Source organism: Phycisphaerae bacterium (genome assembly GCA_024102815.1).
GTDB lineage: Bacteria > Planctomycetota > Phycisphaerae > UBA1845 > UBA1845 > JAGFJJ01.
In genome coordinates this window covers 106,648-125,113 of the sequence record JAGFJJ010000011.1, presented here as the reverse complement: position 1 = coordinate 125,113, position 18,466 = coordinate 106,648, and the positions used below count along the sequence as shown (strand labels likewise).

Here is an 18,466-nt window from a genome sequence, read left to right as displayed (position 1 = left end):
CGGCGGACTCTACGCGATGAGGAGTCGGTGACATGGCAGCGAAATCGATGGCCGTTCTGGGCGCGGGGACGATGGGGCGGGGGATCGCCCAGGTCTTCGCCCAGGCGGGGTACGACGTGGCGATGTTCGACGTGTTTCCCGCGGCACTGGAGGACGCGACCAAGCAGATCGGCAAGATGCTGGATCGCGCCGTCGAGAAGGGCAAGATGGCCGCGGATGACGCCAAGGCCGCCAAGGGGCGGATCAAGACCTTTGGCAGCATCGCCGAGATCGGCAAGCACGCGCTGATCGTCGAGGCAGCGACGGAGCGGCTCGACGTCAAGATCGACCTGCTCCAAAAGGCCCAGGAGCACGTCGCGGCCGACGGCATCCTGGCCAGCAACACCAGCAGCATCAGCATCACGCAACTGGCGGCCAAGACCAAGGCGCCGGAGCGGTTCATCGGCATGCACTTTTTCAATCCCGTTCCGCTCATGCAGCTTGTCGAGGTTGTGCGCGGCTTGCAGACCAACGACGAGACCTGCAAGCGGACCATCGAACTGGCCAAGGCCGTGGGCAAGACGCCGGTGGAGTGCAATGACAGCCCGGGGTTTGTCTCGAATCGCGTGCTGATGCCGATGATCAACGAGGCCGTGTTCACGCTCCAGGAAGGCGTGGGCACGCCGCAGGCCATCGACGACATCATGAAGCTGGGCATGAATCATCCGATGGGACCGCTGGCACTGGCCGACCTGATCGGACTGGACGTGTGCCTGGATATTCTGGAAGTGCTGCATCGCGACCTGGGCGAGGACCGCTATCGGCCGTGCCCGTTGCTGCGGAAGTACGTGATGGCCGGTCGGCTGGGACGCAAGACCAAGCAGGGGTTCTATAATTATGAGTGACACGCAGGTTCGGCTCCATGTCGACGGCCCGCAGGCCACGGTTACCTTTCACACGGCGAGCGGCGTGAATATTCTCGCGCCGGATGTGCTGGATCGATTCAGCGCGGCGCTGAAGGAAGTTGCCGGAAGCAAGGGCGTACGCTGGACGGTGATCGCGGCAGAAGGCAAGGTCTTTGTCGCCGGGGCGGACATCAAGGTGATGTCCGCGTTTACGCCGGATCAAGCCAAGGGCTATGCAGAAAAGGGCCACGCGGTGCTCGACCAGGTGGCGGAGCTGCCGTCGATCACGGTGGCGGCCATTAACGGCGCCGCGCTGGGCGGTGGGTTGGAGCTGTCGCTTGCCTGCGATTTCCGAATCGCGGTGAAGTCTGCTAAGCTGGGACTGCCGGAAACGTCGCTTGGACTGATTCCCGGGTGGGAGGGCATTCAGCGACTGGCGGCGCTGATCGGGCCTGCCCGTGCAAAGCGCCTCTTTCTCAGCGCGCTGCCCGTGTCGGCCGAAGAGGGGCTGTCTTTCGGGCTGGTGGATGACGTCGTCAACGCCCCGGAAGATCTTCCGCCTCGCGTGGTGGCGTTCTGCAAGTCGTTCAAGAGGGGATCGCCGGCGGCGGTGGCGCTGGCCAAACGGGCGCTGCGCAGCGACGACGATATCACGGCATTCGCCGACTGTTTCCGTGGGCCGGAGAGTCGCGAGGGCATGACGGCGTTCGTGGAGAAACGCCCCGCGAAGTGGATGGAGTGAGCGGAATCATGAGCGTACAACCGTACGAGGGCCGGAAAGCAAAGTCGGGCACACCGAAGGAGCCGCCATGCGCGGGGCCGGATGACCTGAACGGATTCGACCCGGTGCTGGCGCTGGGGGATCCGGGGTCGTTTCCGTTCACGCGGGGTATCCACCGGACGATGTACGGCGGGCGCTTGTGGACCATGCGGCAGTTCGCCGGGTTCGGCTCGGCCGACGACACGAATCAGCGCTTCAAGTATCTGCTCAGCCACGGGCAGACGGGTCTCAGCACCGCGTTCGACCTGCCCACGCTGATGGGGCGGGATAGTGACGATCCTTTGTCACTGGGTGAAGTGGGGCGCTGCGGGGTGGCGATTTCCTCGCTGGCGGACATGCGGCGGCTGTTCGTGGGGATCAATCTGGCCGAAGTCAGCACGAGCATGACGATCAACGCACCGGCCGCGATCCTGCTGGCGTTCTACATCTGCGTCGCCGAGGAGCAGGGTGTTTCGCCGGACAAGCTCCGCGGTACGTTGCAGAATGACATCCTGAAGGAGTTTCACGCTCAGAACGAGTATGTTTTCCCGCCCCGGCCCAGCGTCAACCTGGTAATTGACACCATCGAGTATTGCACGCACCACATGCCGCAGTGGAACACGGTGAGCATCAGCGGGTACCACATTCGTGAGGCCGGTGCGACCGCGGCGCAGGAGCTGGCATTCACGCTGGCCGACGGCGTCTGCTACACGAAGAAGTCCATCGAGCGGGGGCTCGACGTGGATGCCTTTGCCCAGCGGCTGAGCTTTTTCTTTGACGTGCATAACGACTTCTTTGAGGAGATTGCCAAGCTGCGGGCTTCGCGGCGCATCTGGTCGAAGCTCATGCGCGACCGTTTCCACGCGCAGCAGGAGCGGAGCTGGATGTTGCGGATGCACTGCCAGACGGCGGGCGTGACGCTTACCGAGCAGCAGCCGATGAACAACCTGATCCGCGTGGCGTACCAGGCGCTGGCCGCGGTGCTGGGCGGGACGCAGTCGCTTCATACCAACAGCATGGACGAAACGCTGGCGCTGCCGTCGGAACTGGCGGCCAAGCTTGCCCTGCGCACGCAGCAGATCCTCGCACACGAGACCCATGTGACGCAGGCGGTCGATCCCCTGGGTGGAAGCTACTTTGTGGAGAAAATGACGAACGAGATCGAAGAGGAAGCGTGGGCGATTCTCGACGAGATCGATGCCATGGGCGGGGTGCTTGCGGCGGTCGATCGCGGCTACTTCCGGCGCTGCATCACGGAATCCGCCCAGGCGGAGCAGCGGCGTATCGACCAGGGCGAACAGAAAGTCGTGGGCGTGACGGATTTTGTCGAGAAGGGCCCGGTGGATATTCCCATTCTCCAGATCACGCAGGAGACGGAAGACGTCCAGGTGGCCGGGCTCAAGGAGCTCAAGCGAACGCGCGACGCCGGGCGGCACGCTGCGGCGCTGGATCGCCTGCGTGAGGACGCACGGAAGGGCGTCAACGTCATGCCCGCGCTGATCGACGCCGCCAAGGCCGACGCCACGGTGGGAGAGATGATGGACACGATGAAGGGAGTCTTCGGGGCCTACGACGGCGGACCGGAATGGTAACGATGGCAACGGCTACGCGCGAACCGACCATGAGCAAGACGAAATATCCCCCCCGCGTGCTTCTGGCCAAGATCGGGCTCGACGGGCACGATCGCGGTGTCAAGGTTCTGGCACGATCGTTCCGGGACGCGGGTATTGAAGTCATCTACACGGGACTCTGGCAAACCTGCGAGGCGACGATGCACGCCGCGTTGCAGGAAGACGTGGATGTGGTCGGCGTGAGCCTGCTCTCGGCCGCGCACATGACGGTCATGCCGGAGATGCTCCGTTACCGCAAGGAGATGGGAATCGAGCACATTCCCGTCGTGTTGGGCGGCATCGTGCCCGAAGCCGATCATCCCAAGCTGTTGGAAATGGGACTGGCGGCGGTGTTCAACCCGGGTTCGTCGGTCGATTCGATCATCGTCAAGCTGCGCGAACTCGCCGCCGGGCATGCCTCGGCCAGGATCGGCGACGTTCGCACGGGCTATGAACAAGGCGATATGCGCGCCTTGGCCAAAATCATCACCGCGATCCAGCGGGGGGACGCGCTCGATGGTTGGGACCCGCCCACGGGGAACGCCCGCGTCATCGGTATCACCGGGGCCCCGGGCGTGGGCAAGAGCTCGTTCATCGGACGTCTGGCCAAGCGATTACGCCTGCGTGACAGACGTGTGGCCGTCCTGGCCATCGATCCCAGCAGCCCGATCACGGGCGGCGCGCTCCTGGGCGATCGCCTGCGGATGATGAGCGGCGAGCCGGACTACGGCCTGTTCATTCGCAGCCTGTCGTCGGGTGGTGGTGCCGGGGGTTTGTCACCTGCGGCGCCGGCGGTGCTCAAGGTCCTGGACGGATTCGGTTTCGATTTCATTCTGGTGGAGACCGTCGGCGCGGGGCAGGGCGACGTTTCCGTGCGCGAACTCGTGGATCACACGCTGCTGCTGCTCATGCCCGACTCGGGTGATTCGGTGCAGTTCTCCAAGGCCGGCATCGTGGAAATCGCCAATGCCTTCGTGATCAACAAGTGTGACCTGCCCGGGGCGGATTCCACGCACGCTCAGCTCCTCAGTTCCGTCGGCGAGGACCGTCCCATCTGGAAAGCCAGCACCATCCGCGACGAAGGCATCGACGCCGTGGCCGACTGGGTGGCGGCGCTGCAATAACGCACTTTTCGATATGCGGTTTGTTTTCGGACGTTTGAGAGCTGTCCGTTCGCATTGGTGAAAGTTGCTTGACTTGAGCGCGGATATTCTGCTATAAGACGTCGCCATGACAATGACGCAGCGCAATTACTGGTGGTGGTTTGAGGCCGGCGGGTTTCCCGCCTGGTGAGTCACCAGGTTTGCGCACAAGAGTGCTGGGAGCCCGCCGAAATCGGCGGGCTTTTTTTTCAGGCGAATGTGAGGGATGGGCGAGTAGATCGGAAAATGCGGCCGGCAGTAAGACAAACATCAGGATCAACAGGTAGCTCGGCGACGACCGGAAGGTCGCTCCGGTCTTGCTCAGCGCGTTCTCCGCGCCGGACGGGCTTTACGTGTGGTTGGTGGTGGTACGCGGATCCCGGTGGGCCGCCTCCGCGCTGAGCGCGTTTGTGAGGATCAGCGAACCAAGGCCCGCCCGATTTGGCGGGCTTTTTTTGTGAGGGCCAAGCGGATGTTTGAAGTGCTCCAACACACGACGCCTGCGAGAACGGCAAGAGATTTCGCCGTCGAACTGGCCGTGCAGACGGCTCCCGGCTGCGCGGATGCGGCCACACTGTTCGCGCGGCTGACCAACGGTGGAACGCAGCCCGGTTGTGTGCTGCTCGAATCGGGTGAGCAAGGACCGCGTTACGCGGATCGTTCCATCGGCGTGATCCGCTCTGCGCTCATGGTTTGCGGGCGGGGCAATATGGTGGAAATCGCGGCGCTCGAGAACATGGGCCGACAGTTGCTCGTCCGTGTGAAGGCTCGTTTGCCCCGTTCGCTGGTGCTGGTGGACGAGTGTGATACAAGCCTGACATTCCAGCTCCCGGAGAGCGTCTCCCGCCCTGCCTCTTTCGAAGAGCGCCTGCGGTCGTGCCTCCACGTCGACGTTCTGCGGGCCTTCCTGCCCGGGGTCGAGCAGGGCCCACCGGCAGATTTGCCGTATGGTCTCTTCGGGGTGTTTGCGTACGACTTCGTGCGTCACCTTGAGGACATTCCCCCCGCGGCAAGTGATCCCCTCAGCGAGCCGGACTACGTTTTCTTCTTGCCATCGCGGTTCTTCATTGTGGACCACCTTCGCAAAACGACGACGCATGCGAGCGTCGCAGGCGGTGACGGCGAAGCGGTGCCGGTCGTCGAGGGGCAGGGTTTGGAGAGTCCGCTCGAATCCGCCCGAACCGAGAGCCAGTGCCCGACGGGGGCCGCGACACTCGGCGAATTCACTTCGGATACTTCTCATGAGCGCTTTGTCGCCATGGTCGAAGAGGTAAAGGCATCGATCGCCAGGGGCGACGTGTTTCAAGCTGTGGTCGGGCGGATGCTGTCCGCTCCCTTCGAGGGCGACGCGTTTCCCGTCTATCGCGCCCTCAAGGAATGCAACCCCTCGCCGTTCATGTTTTATGTCCGGGACGAGTTCGGCGTACTGCTCGGCGCTTCGCCGGAGCTGGCCGTACGGGTCGCGGGTGACGGTGAGAAACGTACGGTCGAGCTCCGCCCCATCGCCGGGACGCGACCGCGCGGCCTGCGTGACGGTTCGATTGATCCCGAACTCGATTCGCGGCTGGAGATTGCCCTCAAGATCGACACGAAAGAGCTGGCCGAACACACCATGCTCGTGGACCTCGCCCGCAATGACGTTGCCAGCGTCTGCCGTCCGGGGACCACGCGGGTCGAAGCGGCGCTCGAAATCGAGAAGTACTCGCACGTGCAGCATCTCGTCTCGCGCATTCGCGGCGAACTGCGCGACGAGTTCGACGCGCTCGATGCCTACGTGTCCACGATGAACATGGGCACGCTCACAGGAGCGCCCAAGCCGCAGGCCATGCGCCTCATTGCCGAGCTGGAATCCTCGGCAAGAGGTTTCTTCGGGGGCGCCGTGGGCTTCCTTTCCATTTCGGGAGAACTCGAAACGGCCATCATCATCCGCGCCATGCGCGTGCTCGACGGACACGTGTACCTTCGGGCCGGGGCGGGAATCGTGGCCGACAGCATTGCGCAAAACGAATGGCTGGAGACGGAGCGGAAGTTGGACGCCTGCATCAAGGCGTTGAAGGAGGCGAGTCATGGCGGCTGAACCATACGTGCTGGCAATCGACAACGACGATTCGTTCGTGCATATCCTCGCGGATCAATTCCGCTGCTGCGGATGCACGGTCGACGTTTTTCGTCGCAACTGGCCGGAGCACGAAGCGGTGGCGACGATCCGCCGTCAGGCGCCGAACCTGCTCCTTCTTTCGCCGGGCCCAGGGACGCCCGAGGACGCGACGCTGTGCCTCGCACTGCTCGCGGAGTTCGCCGGCGTGGTCCCCATTTTCGGCGTGTGCCTCGGACACCAATGCATCGTTCATCATTTCGGTGGTCGTGTGGGGACGGCCAGCGAAATCATGCACGGCAAGCCCGCGCTGATCCAGCACAGTCAATCGGGACTGTTTCAGGGCGTCGAGAATCCAATTCAGGTCGGACGCTATCACTCGCTGATTGCACACTCTGTTCCGTCTTCGCTCGTTGTCGATGCGACGTATGGCGAGCAGGTCATGGCTGTCCGCCACCGGCATCGGCCCGTGTGGGGGGTGCAGTTCCATCCGGAGAGCGTGCTGACGCCCTCCGGTCCGCGACTCATTCACAATCTGCTCAACGAGTTGGAGGTGCGCCATGCCGCTTAGCCCGACGAATACTCGCGTGGCAACTTCCGCCATCCGAAGTGGGGAAGCCCTCGCCGTGCTGCGTCTCGTGATGCACGTCGACGCATCGGTCGAGGATCAGGTCGCGCTTCTGGAGAGGCTTAACGGTCGAATTCCGGAGGCCGGGGAACTGGCATCCATGGCCCGGATGCTGCGCAAGCGATGCGTTCGCCTTCCGGAGGTTCCGCGAAACGCCGTCGATCTGTGCGGCACGGGCGGCGATCGCAGCGGCACGTTCAACATCTCCACGACCGCCGCGTTCGTCGTGGCCGGTGCGGGCGTTCCGGTGGTCAAGCACGGCAACCGGGCGGTATCGAGCCGCTGCGGCAGCGCGGATTGCCTGAAGGCGTTGGGGATCGCCGGCCCGACGGACGCCGATGCCGCGTCGCGGTTGCTGCGGGAAGTGGGAGTCGTGTTCCTCCCCGCGCCCGCGTTTCATCCGGCAATGGCGGCCGTGATGGAAGCCCGGCGGCGCTTGTCCGCTCGCGGGCACAAGACGGTGTTCAACCTGCTCGGGCCGCTGGTGAATCCCGGATTCGTGCGGCGGCAGGCGATGGGCGTGTTCCGCGCGGAGCTGGTGGAGCCCATGGCGCATGCGCTGAGGGAGTTGGGCGTTGAGCGGGCGATGGTCTTCCATGGCGACGGTCTGGACGAAATGACCCTTACCGGTACGACGACTTTCGCGAGGCTGGATTGCGGGGAGATCAAGCGCGGGGCGCTGGAGCCCGAGTCGGTCGGGCTGCGGCGCTGCCGCGCGGAGGAGCTGGCCGGCGGCGATGCTGCGGAAAATGCGCGGGTAACGCGGGGCATCCTGGCGGGGGAGGTCGTGGATGCTCGCCGCGATATCGTTCTCCTCAACGCCGCCGCTGCTATTCTGGCTTCCAGTGACGGGGAGTTGACACTTTGTGCCGCCCTGGAGCAGGCTCGTGTTTCGCTCCGCAGCGGCGCGGCGCTGGCCAAGTTGCATCAGCTGCGGAGGGCGGGCGCATGAGTTCTATTCTCGATGAAATTGTCGCATCGAAGCGGCGCGAGGTCGCGAACCTTCCGGCGTTGAATGCAAATGCGAATTCGCCGCCGGGGCGCGATTTTCTGGCGGCGCTGCGTGGACGATGTCGGGCTGTCATCGCCGAGCTCAAGCCGCGCTCGCCCTCCGCCGGAACATTGTGTGTATCCTACAAGCCCTCCGAGTTGGCACTGCGATACGAGGAGGGCGGGGCTGCGGCCATTTCCGTGCTGACGGATCGCGCGTACTTTGGCGGGGAGGTTGAGCATCTGAAGGAGGCTCGTAATGCGGTGTCGCTTCCTGTGCTCCGCAAGGATTTTATCGTGGATGAGCGGCAGGTGGCCGAGTCCCGGCGGATCGGTGCCGACGCATGTCTGCTGATCGTGGCGGCGCTCAAGCTTCAAGAGCTGGCGCAACTGCATACAGCAATCTTGCGGACGGGCATGAGCGCTCTCGTGGAAGTTCACGACGAAAGAGAGCTGGCCGTCGCGCTGGACATCGGAGCGCGGATGGTGGGCGTCAACCACCGCGACCTGCGTACGATGCGAATTGATCCGAGAGCCACGGAACGCATGCTCCACCTCGTGCCCGACGACGTCGTCCTCGTGGCGGAGTCAGGATTCACGGATCCCAAGCAGGTGCAAGATCTGCCGGATCGCGTCAACGGCGTGCTCATCGGAACGGCGCTGATGCGCAGTCCGAATCCCGCGCAGTTCATCCGCCGAACACAGACATCTGCGGAGCCTGCGGCGTGAGGGTCAAGATCTGCGGAATCACCTGTGAAGACGACGCGATGCTCGCCGAAGAGTTGGGCGCCCATTTTATCGGGTTGATCTTCGCCCGCCGATCGCCGCGGGCTGTCACCGCGAAGCGGGCCCGTCGGATTGTGGCCGGCCTGACGCGCGCCCGGGCGGTCGGTGTTTTCGTCGAGCAAGACGTGCGCGAGATTCGCGCCATCGTCCGTGACGTCAACCTTCACGCCGCCCAGATCTATCGCCCGGTTCGACAGTCTTCCGGCGGCACAACCCTGATTCGTGCCGTGCGGGTTCGTGATCGGCGCACCTTGCGTGCCGTGCAGGATCGGAACGCAGACTACATTCTGCTCGACGCTTACCGCAACGGAACCCTGGGAGGAACTGGAGAATCGTTCGATTGGTCGATCCTGCCGCGGCGGCTGGACAACGTCATCCTGGCTGGCGGCATCGGGCCCGACAACGTTCGTGCCGCGGCCGCCCTGCGACCCTATGCCGTTGATGTATGCAGCCGCGTGGAGAAATCAGCCGGAATCAAGGACGCCGCCAAACTCAGAGCGTTGTTCGAGGAGATGCAGTCGTGATTCTTCAAGCGAGATACGGGCCGTACGGAGGAAGATTCGTGCCGGAAACGCTCATTGCGCCACTCGTGGAAATCGAGCGCGGGTTTGAGGATGCGATGCACGACCCGGCATTTCTGGCTGAGCTCGACGCGTTGCTGACGCACTACGCCGGGCGGCCCACGCCGCTGTATCTTGCGCGGCGTATCTCGGAGAGCCTCGGACGGAAGCTCTACCTCAAGCGCGAGGACCTCCTGCACGGTGGAGCGCACAAGACCAACAACACGCTTGGACAGGCCCTGCTCGCCCGGCGGCTGGATAAGAGCCGAATTATTGCGGAGACCGGCGCGGGCCAGCACGGCGTGGCGACGGCCATGGCCGGGGCGCTTCTCGGCATCCCCGTGGAAGTCTACATGGGAGCCGTGGACGTCGAGCGCCAGCAGCCCAACGTGCAGCGCATGAAGCTATTCGGGGCGAAGGTTCACGCCGTCAGCAGCGGTGCCGCAACACTCAAAGATGCTATTAACGAAGCCATGCGCGACTGGATTACACACGCGGACGACACGTACTATCTCTTCGGAACCGCCGCCGGACCGCATCCTTTCCCTAGTATCGTGCGCCAATTCCAGCGGATCATCGGCGATGAGACGCGCGAGCAAATCCTTCATGCCGAAGGACGGCTACCGGACGCCGTGTTCGCCTGCGTGGGCGGGGGAAGCAACGCCATCGGCATGTTTGCCGCATTCCTGGAAGACGAGGTGAATCTCTTCGGAGCTGAAGCGGCCGGGGAGGGGATCGAAACCGGGCGGCATGCCGCGACACTGGGAGCGGGTGCCGCCGGGGTCTTTCATGGAATGAGTTCGTCGTTTCTCCAGGACGCCGACGGCCAGATTGCCGAGACGCACTCGATTTCGGCAGGGCTCGACTACCCTGGTGTCGGGCCTGAGCACGCCCATCTTCGCGACATGGGACGCGTGATTTATCAGCCCGTGAGTGACGACGAAGCGATCGCGGCGTTTCACCTGCTGGCTCAACAGGAAGGCATCCTCCCAGCATTGGAATCCGCACATGCCATTGCCCTGGCGATGCGCGAAGCGGACGCAATGCCCCCCGACGCGGTAGTGATCGTCAACCTCTCCGGGCGTGGCGACAAGGATCTGGCAACGGTGCTCGAGCGGGGAGGTGCTGCGTGAATCGTTTTGTAAGACGCTTTTCCTCACAGCGGGACGGGGCGTTCATTCCGTTTCTCGTGCTCGGCGACCCCGATCTGCCTGCCTCCGAGCGGCTGATTCGTGCCGCCGTCGACGCAGGCGCCGATGCGCTGGAGCTGGGGATTCCGTTCTCCGATCCGATCGCCGACGGGCCGACGATTCAGCGCGCCGCGACGCGAGCCCGCAACGCCGGTGCCGATGTCGATGCCTGCCTGCGACTGATCGAACGACTTCGCGCGAGTGCCGATCTGCCGATCGGGCTGCTCATCTATTTCAACCTGGCCGCGCGCCAGGGGCTCGAGCGCTTTGCTCAACGCCTCGCGGATTGCGGCGTGGACGCCGTTGTCGTTGCCGACCTGCCTCTGGAAGAGTCGGCCGAATTTGAGCAGATCCTCGCGGCGCAGCGCGTCGGCATCGTCCAACTCGTCGCGCCAAACACGCCTCTGGACCGCGCCGCAAAGCTCATCGATCGCTCCACGGCGTTTACCTACGTCGTGAGTCACTTCGGTACCACCGGCGCCCGCGCCAGGCTGGACGATGCCACTGCCCGACGCGTGAGTGAACTCCGCGCAATCACGGCAAAGCCGCTCGTCGTGGGTTTCGGCGTGAGCAGCCCTGCGCAGGCACATGGCCTGGCCAACGCCGGAGCCGACGGCGTGATCGTGGGAAGTGCCCTGGTGGCGCGTATTGAGCATCACCACGGCGACCCTGAGGCGATGGACGCCACCGTTCGTGAATTCGTCCGTTCTTTTGTAAGTGACAGGAGTCCGTTGTCATGCTCGTCGTGATGGAGAAGAACGCCACCGATGCCCAGATCGAACGTGTCTGCGCGGCCATTCGAACCATGGGATACGAACCTCATCCCATGCCCGGAGCGCAGCGCACCGCCGTGTGCATCACGGGCAATCGCGGCCCGGTGGAGACCGACGGACTCGCCGGGCTGCCCGGCATCCGCGAGTTCATTCGCGTGTCCAAGCCATACAAGCTGGTCTCGCGCGAATTCCGCCAGGAGGATACGGTCATCACTTTGGGCGATGACGCAATCGGTGGGGAGGCTCTGAGCGTGATCGCCGGTCCATGCTCCGTCGAATCGCCGGAGACCACGCTAAGGATTGCGGAGCGACTTGCGACCTTGGGCGTACGTTTCTTCCGTGCCGGTGCCTATAAGCCGCGCACGAGTCCCTACGCCTTCCAGGGGCTCGGCGAGGAGGGACTGCGCATTCTCGCCGAAGTCCGTGATCGATTCGGCATGCGGATCGTCACCGAAGCGCTGGACGCGGATTCCCTGGAGAGCATGGCTGCTGTGGCGGACATCGTCCAGATCGGCGCCCGCAACATGCACAACACGTCACTGCTCAAGCTCGTCGGGCGACTCGACAAGCCCGTTCTGCTCAAGCGCGGCCTGGCCGCTACGCTGGACGAACTCTTCATGGCCGCCGAGTACATCATGTCCGCCGGCAACTACCGCGTGATCCTCTGCGAGCGCGGCATTCGCAGTTTCTGCGACCACTCCCGGTTTACCCTCGATCTGGCGGCCGTGCCCGCCATCCGCCGGATGAGTCACCTGCCCGTGCTGGTCGATCCCAGCCACGCAGCCGGTACCAGTTACATGGTCGAGCCGCTGAGCTTGGCGGCCGTGGCCTGCGGAGCGAGCGGCCTGATCGTCGAGGTTCACGAAGACCCGGCCCTGGCCTGGTCTGATGGAGCTCAGGCGGTGCCATTATCGGAGTTTCCCCGCCTCTTGAAGCGCATCCAGGCCGTTCGGGCTTCGATGGAGGCCGAACCTGGGGTAAGCGAACCCCCGGATCTGAGAATCCCTCCCACGGCCTGGGCGTCTTGTGCCTAGTTCTCGCCTCAAATGGAACGCGTTTTGCAACGTATTCCCGCGGTGAGGGGTCCGTGCGCCCGCAGCGCGCTATGATCCCATTAACGCACCTTCGTGCCAGGTACAGACACCCAATCAAGGATCGATCATGCAGGCGGACGGAATGTCGCAGGAAACGCGCGCGGTACACGCCGGTATCGGGCAGTATGACCATCTCCCCGTCGTCCCGCCGATCTATGCTACGTCCACCTTTGCCTTCGAGGATGCCGATCACGGCGCCGCCTTGTTCAGCGGAAAGGGCCGGGGGTACATCTATTCGAGAATGGGCAATCCTACGGTCGAGGCGCTGGAAAACTGCGTTGCGGCACTGGAAGGCGGACACAAGGCCCTGGCCTGTGCCAGTGGCATGGCAGCGATTCACACCACGCTCGCCGCGCTCCTTTCTGCAGGCGACCATGTCGTGTGCAGCGACGCCGTCTACGGTCCGACCTGCACGCTGATCGAGAGCTTCCTCAGCCGCTTCGGCATCGAATCGACCTTCGTCGACACCTCGGACACCGGCGCCGTTCAGAATGCCATACGTCCGAAAACGAAAGTCGTCTACGTCGAGACGCCCGGAAACCCCACGTTGGTGGTCAGCGACCTGGCCGCCATCGCGGACATCGCCCATGCGTCCGGCGCACTCGTCGTCGTGGACAATACCTTCCTCAGCCCCATCCTCCAGCAGCCGTTCGGTTACGGCGTGGACGTTGTCCTCCACAGCATGACCAAGTTCCTTAACGGGCATGCGGACGTCGTTGGCGGCATCATTGTCGTGCGCGATGAAGAACGCTACCGTCAGTTCCGGGGCGTACTCAACGGGCTCGGCGGTGTACTTCCGCCATTCGAGTCTTTCCTCGTCCATCGTGGCATCAAGACGCTGGCCGTGCGCATGCAGCGCCATTGTGAAAATGCCGTCAAGGTCGTGCAGTATCTTCAGAAGCACGTCGCCATCGAATGGGTCCGTTATCCCTGGCTGGAATCGCACCCGCAGTTCGAGGTGTCACGTCGCCAGAGTTCCGGCGGAGGGGCGGTCATCAGCTTCGAGCTCAAGGGAGGTCTGGAAGCCGGTCGGCGAATGATGAATGCCGTCAAGCTTTGCACGCTGGCCGTCAGTCTTGGCGGTGTCGAGACGCTGATCGAGCATCCCGCGAGCATGACGCACGCGTCCATGGGGCGCGAAGCCCGCCGTCGGGGACATATTTCCGACGGTCTGGTTCGCATATCCGTCGGGATTGAGAACGCCGATGAGATCATCGCCGACCTCGAACAGGCCCTGCACGCCGCAATGGCCGACGCGCCCGTCAGCGCCCCGGCGGAAGCGCGAACGAAATCGCCTCGTCCGAAGTCGACGATGGCGCTTTAGTACGATTTTCTCGTGCCCGGCGAGCCGCGCTGTTCTATCCGCGCGGTCTTGCGGCCTTGGAACAGGATTTTCCGCCGCCTCGGTATCGGCTTCCTGTCCGCTCAGGACCCGTCGCGAACGCGGCCTTTCCTAAAGGCGAGCTGCCAGGCCCGTTCCAGTGGGTGGCTCCTTGCTCTCCCGAGATATTCAAATCTCCGGTCACGGAAAAGTCTCCACAGGGCTTTGCCCGAGGTTCCGTCCGGCCCGCAATCCAGGATGGCCAGTCCTCCCTCCCGAAGTACGCGAGCGGTCTCGTCGGCGATGACAGCCGATTCCGACTCGGTAAAGTGCCGCCCGATCGCTCCGATGGCGTGGACCAGATCGACACTGCCCGTTTCGAGCGTGGCACCGTCCTCGTCGCGGAACGTTTCGAGCACGCTTTGCACACGGAACGCAACACCTGCTCGCCGCCCGTCTGAGTGAATGTATGTGCCGGCTCGCGCCTGCTCCACGAAAGCCGGTTGCAATTCCAAACCCAGAACGGTCGAGCCCGGCCGCGTGTACCAAGCCAGCACCGCCGTCGATTCCCCCACGCCGCAGCAAAGATCGACGACTCTTACAGGTCGGTTGGGTAGCCGGCCGCTGAGGTTTCGGGGGATGGTCCGCCAGTTCGCCCACGATTGCAGCCTGTTGATGGCGGCAAGATCTTCGGCGTCCATGGCGGCGTACTCGGCTGTCGCCTCCGTATTCTTCGACTCCCGAAAGTCGATGTGCCTGATGAGGCGCAGGAGATGCTCGGATGCCGCGCGCTTCGCCCAGATCCACGCCGCACTCCCGCGCGGCCCGCGTTCACGGGCGATTCTGCGGAGTTCCCTTTCGCTGATATGCAGCACGGACCCGGCGCTGCCGGGTTCGGACATCTGCAGCGCGGTTCTGCGGGAAAGGGCGGTGGACGGGTTGAGAGGCATGGCGTCTTCCCATTGCGAATCGCTGATTCATCCTCGTATTCAAAAGCCTAGATCGTCCCCCACAGTCTGGCAAATCGCGGCTCCTGATGCTGGCAACTGAGGTCGGAATCCGGCATGGGTGGAGAATGTCTGCTGGGATTGACGATACACCCCCCATGCGGGGGCAGGAATCGGGCCGGTCCCCCTGACAGAATTGTGATTTCTCCAGGAGAACCGCCAATGTCACATGATCATTCGCTGGCGCCGCGCGCTTTGCCCCCGGCACGTCTGGCGCTCACGCCGCTTGTCGTACTGACGCTGCTGGCCGGAGGCTGCCCGCCCGCAATGCCCGGAGGCAATCGCGCCCCTGTGGCCCGCGACGTGGACACCACCGTGCAGGAGGGCTTCGCCGCATCCATCACGCTCGACGCCGGAGATGACGACCCCGGCGACACGTTGTCGTACACGGTCACGAGCCTCCCCACGCACGGCACGCTCACCGACTCCGATGGAGCAGGTATCGAGGAGGTTCCCTACGAATTACCCGGGGGGTCCGCGGTCGTCCGTTATCAACCCGTCAGCGGATACACCGGCGACGACGCCTTCTCCTTCCAGGCGAGCGACGGCACATCCGACAGCAACGAAGCCGACGTCAACCTCACCGTGGCACCGCTCACACCGACCATGACCATCAGCGCCGACGAAATGATGGAAACGCTTACCGTCGGTGCGGCGGATGTCGTGCTCGTCGAGAACAATGCTGAGATCACGGTGACCGGAGAGGCGCGAATTGAAGGACTCGTTTTCTCGCGCCAAGGCCTGGTCACCCTGCGGGCCATGGGCGATCTCACCGTAACCGGAACCATGCGCGCTGTTGACAGCAGTATCGATGAACTCGATGACGATACGCCATTCGACCAGCAGCCCATCGGCATCGTGCTCATCGTCGGCGAAGGAGACGTGAATATCGACGAGTCGGCCGTGCTGGAAAGCAACGGAAGCATCGTCATTACCGACGACGAAGATGTCCTGACCATGACCCCGGGTGAGCTCTTCGACGAAGTCGAGGATGTTGCCGGTGACGACCTGGATACGCTGGTTCCCCTGCCGCCGGATAACTCCGCATTCCAGGCGCCCAAGGCCGTGCTCGACGGCGGAAATTCCGTCACACAGCAGGCCATGCTGCCGCCGGTGAACATCCGCGGGACTTGGCCTCCGCCCGGCGCGGCCCCGATCCCCGGCGACAAGCCCGTCATCATCGCCCGTTTCAACGGTCCGCGTGACGTGAATCTCAACGGCTGGACGGTGAACGGCCCGCCGGCTCCTGCCGGACGGGATTCGGACAACAGTGACGACGCAGGCATGTCGGCCTCCGGTCGCAACGGCCGAAACGGCATGCGCCTCAACATTCGCAACAACGGCGGCAGTATTAACATCCGCGGAATCGTGACGCTTAACCTGACCGACGGCGGCGCCGGCGGCAATGCCACGGCGGTCTGCGCATCGGCGACCGGTGGTGATGGCGGCAAGGCTGGGAATTTCCGCATGACGGCTTCCGGTGGCATCGATCTCAGCACCGGCATGCTGGTAATCAATCCCGGCAGCGGTGGGGCGGGCGGAAATGCAACCGTTAACGCCGGACCCGCCGGTGCGGTCGGATGCCCCGGCGGCATGGGCGATGGAGCGAGCGCCAACGGAGGCAACGGGTCCGACAACCGGAAACGACTCCTCGTTCGCGGCAACGTCAACACGCCGACCAACATCGCCATTGGCCCGCTCTCCGGCGGTGCCGGAGGAAACGCCGATGCAACCGCCTGCGACGGCGGCAACGGATTGCCATGCTGCGACGGCGGCGCGGGCGGCGCGGCCACGGCCCAGGGCGGCGCGGGCGGTGACGCTTCCGTTAATGTCACCGGACTGGCGATCACAACCGGTCTTGTGACCGGTGGCGCCGGCGGCAACGCCACGGCCAACGGAGGTAACGGCGGAGACGGCGGTGACTGCAAATTCGGCGACGGCGGAGAGGGCGGTATCGGAGCGCCCGTTACCGCAACAGGCGGCGAGGGCGGAAACGCCTCCAATTCCGGCACTGGCGGCGCCATGGCCGGCAACGGTGGAAATGCCACCGCCAACGGCGGCAGCGGTGGAGATGGGGGCGACAGCGGCTTGGGCAATCCTGGCGGGGGTGGTCCGGGGGGCGGTGCCTCCGCTACACCCGGCGTCGCCGGTACCGGGGCCACGGCCGGCACCGCAGGGACGCCGACTCAGAACGACGGCATGATTGGCGCGGACGGCGGGGATATTCCCGTCACCCTCTTCTGCTTCTCGTTTACCTTCCTGCCGACGACGCCCGGACCCATCCAGCCCGGACCGACCGAAGGTCCGGTCTTCGCCGATGACAACGAGACCATGCTCGGCACGCTGCCCATCGAGTTCGTTCCCATGGACGGGGCCCAGTACCAGCGCGGGCAGGACCCCGACCACATCGGTATTCAGAACGGCGTCCTGCTGGTCGAGGCTCAGGGGCTTGCGCTGAACGCGGGCGAGCCGGGGCTCATCGGCGGCCTGCGTATCGAGCCGCTTTATGCCGAAGGCGTCAGTGAGAGCAATCCTGTTCTGGTGGAGGCACTCGACGCCGACGGCCAGGTGCTCGACATCGTCGCCCTGGTGTCGATTCCCAACAACCTCGCGACGACGGGATCACCGGAAACCGTGGATGCACTGTTCGACCTGGACTTCTCGGTGAGCACGTTCCGCGTGGTCGTTCCACCGGGCGTCTTCCTGACGATCACGCGGTTCTATCTGATCGATCCGTGATCGGCGGCTGAGGTTACTTGAAAACGAAGCTGGGGCGGGTCGCATGCGTGCGATCCGCCCCGCCTTGTTCTCCGCAAGCGATTACTGATTCTGTGCAGCGGGGCCCTCAAATCGGATCCGGCTTCAGCACCGTCCGTTCGCTTCGTACATTCCCCGTGTTGACCGTCGTGCCCGGCTCGAATAGCAGCACGCAGGCTTCCTCCTCCGCCACCGGCCGGTGCTCCGTCCCACGCCGGACGACGATCATCTCTCCCTCTTCCACCCACACCTGCCGGTCGCGAAACTCCATGCGGAACCGCCCGCGTACGACCAGGAAGAGTTCGTCCTCGTTGTCGTGATGATGCCAGTCGAACGCTCCGAGCATCTTGGCCGCCCGCACCTGCTGCCCGTTGAGCTCGCAGACGACCCGCGGCCGCCAGGGCTCAGTGATGCGGTCGAAGACCTCGCTGAGATTCAACTTGTTCATGGCGACGGGATCACGATGATGAGGACGATTCTTCCAGCATCACCTGCTCGAGTGCCTTGAACTCCAGCACGGCCGCGTCCTTCCTGGCCCGCTGACAGGCGTTGCGCATGCCGGCCAGAACATCCGTGATGTATTTCTGCTCGTTGCAGCTTGGCCCGCGGTATCGGCCGCCCAGGTCACAATCCGCGGCGAAGGCCTTGTCGTGCTCGCTCCTGAGCACGTTGTCGAAAAACTCCGGATCACCCGAGTAGGAGTCCAGTTGCGAGATGACCGACTGCATCTGCGAGAGCATCTGCTTGTTCATGTCCGCCTGCTGGGAGAACTTCGCCCAGATGACGATCCCGAAAACAACGATGAAACCGAGGACGGACTTGCCACTGAGGTGGAGCATGGGCAGACTCACTTCCAAGGGGACACACCA

The 18,466-nt window shown here is 64.0% G+C and carries 17 protein-coding genes; 14 read left to right on the top strand and 3 right to left on the bottom strand.

Annotation, left to right across the window (positions count from 1 at the left end):
* The first annotated feature begins 32 nt into the window (after nucleotides 1-32).
* From J5J06_03920 to J5J06_03860, 13 genes are all read left to right on the top strand, one after another.
* The gene (locus tag J5J06_03920) at nucleotides 33-884 is read left to right on the top strand and encodes a 3-hydroxybutyryl-CoA dehydrogenase (GenBank protein MCO6436216.1); all 852 of its coding nucleotides are present in this window, start codon (nucleotides 33-35) and stop codon (nucleotides 882-884) included.
* On the top strand, nucleotides 877-1,626 hold the full coding sequence (locus J5J06_03915; protein ID MCO6436215.1) for an enoyl-CoA hydratase/isomerase family protein: 750 nt from the start codon (nucleotides 877-879) through the stop codon (nucleotides 1,624-1,626). The genes J5J06_03920 and J5J06_03915 overlap by 8 nt, the downstream gene beginning before the upstream one ends.
* Nucleotides 1,627-1,634: 8 nt before the next feature.
* The gene (locus J5J06_03910) at nucleotides 1,635-3,236 is read left to right on the top strand and encodes a methylmalonyl-CoA mutase (protein MCO6436214.1); all 1,602 of its coding nucleotides are present in this window, start codon (nucleotides 1,635-1,637) and stop codon (nucleotides 3,234-3,236) included.
* Nucleotides 3,237-3,265: 29 nt separating this feature from the next.
* The gene (locus J5J06_03905; GenBank protein ID MCO6436213.1) at nucleotides 3,266-4,378 is read left to right on the top strand and encodes a cobalamin-dependent protein; all 1,113 of its coding nucleotides are present in this window, start codon (nucleotides 3,266-3,268) and stop codon (nucleotides 4,376-4,378) included.
* 499 nt (nucleotides 4,379-4,877) lie between these two features.
* Nucleotides 4,878-6,473, top strand: a complete 1,596-nt coding sequence (locus tag J5J06_03900) for a chorismate-binding protein (protein ID MCO6436212.1) — start codon at nucleotides 4,878-4,880, stop codon at nucleotides 6,471-6,473.
* Nucleotides 6,463-7,062, top strand: coding sequence for an aminodeoxychorismate/anthranilate synthase component II (locus J5J06_03895; protein MCO6436211.1), 600 nt, complete (start codon nucleotides 6,463-6,465; stop codon nucleotides 7,060-7,062). Before J5J06_03900 ends, J5J06_03895 begins: the two co-directional genes overlap by 11 nt.
* Complete coding sequence (trpD, locus tag J5J06_03890) at nucleotides 7,052-8,071, top strand: anthranilate phosphoribosyltransferase (GenBank protein ID MCO6436210.1); 1,020 nt, start codon at nucleotides 7,052-7,054, stop codon at nucleotides 8,069-8,071. The genes J5J06_03895 and trpD overlap by 11 nt, the downstream gene beginning before the upstream one ends.
* Nucleotides 8,068-8,838 carry an indole-3-glycerol-phosphate synthase gene (locus J5J06_03885; GenBank protein ID MCO6436209.1) on the top strand — a complete coding sequence of 257 codons (771 nt, stop codon included), beginning with the start codon at nucleotides 8,068-8,070 and terminating at the stop codon, nucleotides 8,836-8,838. The genes trpD and J5J06_03885 overlap by 4 nt, the downstream gene beginning before the upstream one ends.
* Nucleotides 8,835-9,419, top strand: coding sequence for a phosphoribosylanthranilate isomerase (locus J5J06_03880; protein ID MCO6436208.1), 585 nt, complete (start codon nucleotides 8,835-8,837; stop codon nucleotides 9,417-9,419). Before J5J06_03885 ends, J5J06_03880 begins: the two co-directional genes overlap by 4 nt.
* Nucleotides 9,341-10,588, top strand: a complete 1,248-nt coding sequence (trpB, locus tag J5J06_03875; GenBank protein ID MCO6436207.1) for a tryptophan synthase subunit beta — start codon at nucleotides 9,341-9,343, stop codon at nucleotides 10,586-10,588. Before J5J06_03880 ends, trpB begins: the two co-directional genes overlap by 79 nt.
* On the top strand, nucleotides 10,585-11,394 hold the full coding sequence (trpA, locus tag J5J06_03870) for a tryptophan synthase subunit alpha (protein ID MCO6436206.1): 810 nt from the start codon (nucleotides 10,585-10,587) through the stop codon (nucleotides 11,392-11,394). The genes trpB and trpA overlap by 4 nt, the downstream gene beginning before the upstream one ends.
* Nucleotides 11,382-12,452 (top strand): 3-deoxy-7-phosphoheptulonate synthase, encoded by a 1,071-nt coding sequence (aroF, locus tag J5J06_03865; protein MCO6436205.1) that lies wholly within the window; start codon nucleotides 11,382-11,384, stop codon nucleotides 12,450-12,452. Before trpA ends, aroF begins: the two co-directional genes overlap by 13 nt.
* 142 nt (nucleotides 12,453-12,594) lie before the next feature.
* Nucleotides 12,595-13,836: an aminotransferase class I/II-fold pyridoxal phosphate-dependent enzyme gene (locus J5J06_03860; protein ID MCO6436204.1), complete on the top strand. Its 1,242-nt coding sequence runs from the start codon at nucleotides 12,595-12,597 to the stop codon at nucleotides 13,834-13,836.
* A gap of 101 nt (nucleotides 13,837-13,937) precedes the next feature.
* Here J5J06_03860 and J5J06_03855 read toward each other — a convergent pair whose 3' ends face one another.
* Nucleotides 13,938-14,783, bottom strand: a complete 846-nt coding sequence (locus J5J06_03855; GenBank protein ID MCO6436203.1) for a class I SAM-dependent methyltransferase — start codon at nucleotides 14,781-14,783, stop codon at nucleotides 13,938-13,940.
* Nucleotides 14,784-15,002: 219 nt separating this feature from the next.
* On the opposite strand from J5J06_03855, the gene J5J06_03850 reads away from it, so the two are divergent.
* Entirely contained in the window at nucleotides 15,003-17,579 is a 2,577-nt protein-coding gene (locus tag J5J06_03850; protein ID MCO6436202.1) for a hypothetical protein, read from the top strand.
* Nucleotides 17,580-17,685: 106 nt separating this feature from the next.
* Here J5J06_03850 and J5J06_03845 read toward each other — a convergent pair whose 3' ends face one another.
* Complete coding sequence (locus J5J06_03845; protein MCO6436201.1) at nucleotides 17,686-18,045, bottom strand: cupin domain-containing protein; 360 nt, start codon at nucleotides 18,043-18,045, stop codon at nucleotides 17,686-17,688.
* Between the two features lie 10 nt (nucleotides 18,046-18,055).
* Complete coding sequence (locus J5J06_03840; protein MCO6436200.1) at nucleotides 18,056-18,436, bottom strand: hypothetical protein; 381 nt, start codon at nucleotides 18,434-18,436, stop codon at nucleotides 18,056-18,058.
* Between the last annotated feature and the right edge of the window lie 30 nt (nucleotides 18,437-18,466).